Source organism: Rathayibacter sp. AY1E6 (assembly GCF_002931115.1).
Taxonomy (GTDB): domain Bacteria; phylum Actinomycetota; class Actinomycetes; order Actinomycetales; family Microbacteriaceae; genus Rathayibacter.
This window is the reverse complement of sequence record NZ_PSVK01000040.1, coordinates 1-5,174: the sequence shown is the minus strand read 5'-3', so window position 1 is coordinate 5,174 and position 5,174 is coordinate 1. Positions and strand designations below refer to the sequence as shown.

Sequence of the window (5,174 nt, the reverse complement as noted above, 5' to 3'; positions counted from 1 at the left end):
CTCGGCGGCATCGGCACCGGCGTCCCCGTCCGCGCCACCGTGACGGGATTCGGCGCGCTGCTGCTCGCGAAGGTGCTCGGCCTCAACCACACGCAGGAGTCGAGCCTCGGCCTCGTCTTCCACTACGCCGAGAGCGCCGGTCTCCCGCTCGTCGACCTGTCCGATCTCCGCGCCGTGCTCACCTACCTCGTCGGCGACGAGGGCAAGGCGGAGCTCGCCGAGCTCGGCGGGCTGTCGAAGGCGACCGCCGGCGTGATCCTCCGCGAGCTGATCGCGTTCGCCGACCAGGGCGCCGACGTGTTCTTCGGTGAGCCCGAGATCGACACGGCCGAGTTCCTCCGCCTCGCCGCCGACGGTCGCGGCGTCGTCAGCCTCCTCGAGGTCCCCGGAGTCGCCGACCGACCGGCTCTGTTCTCCACCTTCCTGATGTGGCTCCTCGCCGACCTCTTCAACGACCTGCCGGAGGTCGGCGACCTCGACAAGCCGAAGCTGGTGTTCTTCTTCGACGAGGCGCACCTGCTCTTCCGCGACGCGTCGAAGGACTTCCTCGCCGCGATCACCCAGACCGTGCGCCTCATCCGCTCCAAGGGCGTCGGCATCGTCTTCGTCACGCAGACCCCGAAGGACGTGCCCGGTGACGTCCTCGCCCAGCTCGGCTCCCGCGTGCAGCACCAGCTCCGCGCGCACACGCCGGACGACGCCAAGGCCCTCCGCGCCACCGTCTCGACCTACCCCGAGAGCGACTACGACCTCGGCGAGGTCCTCCAGGCGCTCCCCATCGGCGAGGCGATCGTGACGGTCATGAACGAGCGCGGCGCCCCGACCCCGGTCGCCTGGACGCGTCTCCGCGCCCCGCTCGGCTCGATGAAGCCCACCCCCGAGGCCGACCGCGAGGCGAGCGTCCAGAGGTCCCCGCTCCTCGCGCGCTACGGAACGCCCCTCGACCGCGACTCCGCCCGCGAGATCCTCACCCGCCGGCTCGACGCCGCCGCCGACGCCGAGGAGGCCCGCGCCGCCGCCGAGCAGCAGGCCGCCGACGACGCCCGCCGCGCCAAGGAGGACGCGCGTCGCGCCAAGGAGGAGACCGCGGACGCCGCCCGCCGCGCGAAGGAGCGGGCCGCCGCCGAGCGCGCCGCCGACCAGGCCGCCGAGCGCTCCCGACGGCGCACGGCACCGACCTCCCGCGGGACCCGCACCGCCCGCCGCGACAAGACGGTCGTCGAGGAGGTGCTGGGCTCGAGCGCCGGCAGGACGCTGCTGCGCGAGGTGGTCCGCGGGATCTTCGGGACCGCCCGACGGCGCTGACGCGACCCGGGCCGGTCCGGGAGACGAGGCGCTAACGGGAACGTGTTAGCGTCGGTAGCATGAGTGAGAGCGGGACGACGCGGGAGCGGATCCTCCGAGCGACGGTCGAGCTGCTGGCGGACGGCGGGCGGGACGCGGTGTCGACGCGGGCGATCAGCGCGGCGGCGGGGGTCCAGGCCCCCACGATCTACCGGACGTTCGGCGACCTGCGCGGGCTGCTCGACTCGGCCGCGGCAGCCGGATTCGCCACGGCCCTCGCCGACTTCGAGCGGAGCGAGGCGCCGGCCGACCCGGTCGACGCGCTCCGTGCCGCCTGGGATCACCACGTCGCCTTCGGACTCGCCGAACCGCACCTCTACGCGCTGATGTTCACCGCGCGGCCGGGGGAGGAGTCGGAGGCGGCGCGCCTGTCCCGCGGCGTCCTCCTCGACGCGGTCCGGGCCGTCGCCGAAGCCGGCCGCCTCACCGTCGACGTCGAGCGGGCCTCCCGCCTGCTCCAGTCGGCCGCGCTCGGCTGCACCCTCACGCTGACCGCCCTCGCCGACCCCGACGACGAGCTCTCGTCCCGCTCGCGCGAGTCCGTCCTCGCGGCGATCACCACGGCGGAGGCGGGCCCCACCGATCCCGCCGCCCGTGCGGTCGTCGCGCACGCCGTCGCCCTGCGGACGGCGCTGCCGCAGATCGAGCCCCTCAGCGCGGGGGAGCGGCTCCTGCTCGACGAATGGCTCGAGCGCATCGCCGACTGACGGTCGGCGTCGCCGGAGGGTCCGTATCGCCGCCCTGTCGTCCGCGGTGTCGTATTACGGATGGCGACGGGCACGATCCGGGACCGGCACCTACGGTCGGACCATGTCGCGATCCGTAGCCGAACTCTTCTTCCGCCCCGTCTGCGCCGCCTGCTCGGCCCCGCTCGTCGCCCGCCGTGGCGCGTTCTGCTCCGACTCCTGCGCGCGGACGAACCACCTCTACGGCTGATCCCGCGCCCGGCACGCGCCGGACGATCGGCGGCCCCTGCTCGGCGCGACGTCGTCGTGCACCGGCGGCGCGAACCCGGCGATGCTTGAGTGGGCCGCTCCGATCGACGCCTTCACCGGTCGACCGGGCTCCGACGATCGGCCGCACCGGTTAAACAAAACGGTGCCCGTGCTGGCGAGAGCAACGGACACCGTTCGCGGAGGATGGGGGATTCGAACCCCCGAGGGCTTTCACCCAACACGCTTTCCAAGCGTGCGCCATAGGCCACTAGGCGAATCCTCCTGGCACGACCTGAGCCGCGACTCATCGATACTAGCCGGTGTCGGAGGCTCCCGCTGACCACGACCACGACCCCGACACGCCCCGCTCTCCTCGGCCGCCGTCGTCGGTTAGACTGTCACCCGGCTCCCCGCGTGGCGCCATCCAGGCCAACTCCCCCAGGGCGGAAACGCAGCAAGGGTAACCGGGCTCTGGCGGGTGCGCGGGGGGTCTTCTTCCGTTAACCGGCCCGCCTGCTCCGCCGATGGACCGCCGCACAGCCGCTACGAGGCCCTACCGACTGCGGACGCTCCTCCACAGCCGCGCGCCATGCACGCCCTCCCATCCCTGGCCTCTACTCAGCCAGGCGGAGGGACCCCCTCGGTAGGCTGGATCCGATGGTTCAGAGCATCTACATCTCGTCCGCCGAAGGTCATTCGGGCAAGTCCACGGTCGCCCTCGGCGTCCTCGATGCGCTCAGCAGCCAGGTGCAGCGGGTCGGCGTCTTCCGCCCGATCGCCCGCTCCACCTCCGAGCCGGACTACGTGCTCGAGATGCTGCTCGGCCACTCCGACTCGGGCCTCGCCTACGAGGACTGCATCGGCGTCACCTACGAGGACGTCCACGCCGACGGCGAGGCGGCGCTCTCGCGGATCGTCGAGCGGTACAAGGGCGTCGAGGCCCGGTGCGACGCCGTCGTCATCCTCGGCTCCGACTACACGGACGTCGGCAGCCCCACCGAGCTCGGCTACAACGCCCGCATCGCCGCCAACCTCGGTGCCCCGGTCCTGCTCGTCCTCACCGGCCGGGACTCGTCCCGCAGCGAGCAGCTGGGCCAGGCTCCCGCGCGCACGCCGGAGGAGATGCGCCAGATCACGGAGCTCGCCTCGGTCGAGCTGCGCACGGCCCACGCGAGCCTCATCGGAGTGATCGCGAACCGCGCCGATCCCGACACCGCCGCCGACGCCGTCGCCGCGATCCGCGAGAGCATCCCCGCCACCGTCCCGGTCTGGGCGATCCGCGAGGATCCGTTCCTCGTCGCTCCGAGCCTGTCCCGCCTGGTCGAGGCGGTCGACGGCGTCGTCGTCGCGGGCGATCCGGAGCTGCTCGGCCGCGAGGCGCTCGGCGTGGTGATCGCCGGCATGTCGATGGTGAACGTCCTGCCGCGGCTCACCGAGGGCGGCGTCGTGATCGTCCCCGGCGACCGGCCCGAGGTCGTCCTCGCCGTGATCATGGCGTACGCCTCCGGCACGTTCCCCACGGTCACCGGCATCATCCTCAACGGCGGCTTCGAGCTGCCGGAGCCGATCGTCCGGCTGATCGAGGGCGTCGACAGCCGCGTGCCGATCGTGATGACCGAGCTCGGCACCTACGACACCGCCGTCCGCGTCACCGCGGCCCGCGGCCGCCTGGCGGCCGACTCCCCGCGCAAGCGCGACACCTCCCTCGCCCTCTTCCAGGAGGCGGTCGACGCGGTCGAGCTGCTCACCCTCCTCGACGTCGGCCGGTCCGAGGTCGTCACGCCGCTGATGTTCGAGTACGGGCTGATCGAGCGCGCGCGCATCGCCGACCGCCACATCGTCCTGCCCGAGGGCGGCGACGACCGGATCCTCCGTGCCGCCGCGACCGTGCTCAAGCGCGGCATCGCCCGGCTCACGATCCTCGGCGAGGAGGCCGAGATCCGCGCCCGTGCGGCGGGCCTCGGCCTCGACCTCGACGGCGCGCGCGTGCTGAGCACCCTCGACCCCGAGCACCGCGCGCGCTTCGCCGAGGAGTACGCCCGCATCCGCGCGCACAAGGGCATCACCTACGACCACGCCTACGACACCGTCACGGACGTCTCCTACTTCGGCACGATGATGGTGCAGCTCGGCCTGGCCGACGGGATGGTCTCGGGAGCCGCGCACACGACCGCGCACACCATCCGCCCCGGCTTCGAGATCATCAAGACGAGCCCGGGCGTCTCCGTCGTCTCGAGCGTGTTCCTGATGGCGCTCGCCGACCGCGTGCTGGTCTACGGCGACTGCGCGGTGAACCCCGACCCCACCGAGGCGCAGCTCGCCGACATCGCGATCTCGTCCGCCGAGACCGCCCAGCAGTTCGGGATCGACCCCCGCATCGCGATGCTCTCCTACTCCACCGGCGAGAGCGGAGCCGGCGCCGACGTCGAGAAGGTCCGCGCGGCGACGGCTCTGGTGCGCGAGCGCCGGCCCGACCTGCTCGTCGAGGGCCCGATCCAGTACGACGCGGCGGCCGACGCGGCGGTCGCGGCCTCGAAGATGCCCGGCTCCCAGGTCGCCGGGCGCGCGACGGTGTTCATCTTCCCCGACCTCAACACGGGCAACAACACCTACAAGGCCGTGCAGCGCTCGGCCGGCGCCGTCGCCATCGGACCGGTCCTCCAGGGTCTGCGCAAGCCGGTCAACGACCTCTCGCGCGGCGCGCTCGTGCAGGACATCGTCAACACCGTCGCGATCACGGCCATCCAGGCCGCCACCCAGGCCATCGTCCCGCCCACCGCCGCCATCCCCGTGGTGCGCTAGCGGCGACCTGGGAGCCGGGCATCTTCGAGGCCGCGACCGCCGCGTCGGCCGCCGCGTCGTACTGGATCGGGCCCTCGACGAGCAGGTCGGGCC

The 5,174-nt window shown here is 73.0% G+C and carries 4 protein-coding genes, 1 tRNA gene, 1 other RNA gene and 1 pseudogene; 5 read left to right on the top strand and 2 right to left on the bottom strand.

Translation table 11 applies throughout. From position 1 onward, the window contains the following. From C5C46_RS16395 to C5C46_RS17340, 3 genes are all read left to right on the top strand, one after another. Window positions 1-1,305 (top strand): helicase HerA-like domain-containing protein (locus C5C46_RS16395; RefSeq protein WP_104227475.1); only part of this gene is annotated, 1,305 nt, incomplete at its 5' end. 59 nt (window positions 1,306-1,364) lie between these two features. Beyond that, complete coding sequence (locus C5C46_RS16390; protein ID WP_104227474.1) at window positions 1,365-2,051, top strand: TetR/AcrR family transcriptional regulator; 687 nt, start codon at window positions 1,365-1,367, stop codon at window positions 2,049-2,051. A gap of 103 nt (window positions 2,052-2,154) precedes the next feature. Then, the gene (locus C5C46_RS17340) at window positions 2,155-2,280 is read left to right on the top strand and encodes a hypothetical protein (RefSeq protein ID WP_258059557.1); all 126 of its coding nucleotides are present in this window, start codon (window positions 2,155-2,157) and stop codon (window positions 2,278-2,280) included. A gap of 197 nt (window positions 2,281-2,477) precedes the next feature. Here the strand turns inward: C5C46_RS17340 and C5C46_RS16385 are convergent. Then, a tRNA-Ser gene (locus C5C46_RS16385) sits at window positions 2,478-2,562 on the bottom strand. A 118-nt stretch (window positions 2,563-2,680) separates the two neighbouring features. On the opposite strand from C5C46_RS16385, the gene ffs reads away from it, so the two are divergent. Next, an RNA gene (gene ffs, locus C5C46_RS16380) (signal recognition particle sRNA small type) lies at window positions 2,681-2,777 on the top strand. Between the two features lie 159 nt (window positions 2,778-2,936). Beyond that, window positions 2,937-5,081 carry a phosphate acetyltransferase gene (gene pta, locus C5C46_RS16375; RefSeq protein WP_104227473.1) on the top strand — a complete coding sequence of 715 codons (2,145 nt, stop codon included), beginning with the start codon at window positions 2,937-2,939 and terminating at the stop codon, window positions 5,079-5,081. Here pta and C5C46_RS17440 read toward each other — a convergent pair. Further along, window positions 5,074-5,174 (bottom strand): annotated as a pseudogene (locus tag C5C46_RS17440) (phosphate acyltransferase); the annotation flags it as partial. The gene pta and the pseudogene C5C46_RS17440 sit on opposite strands and share 8 nt — an antisense overlap.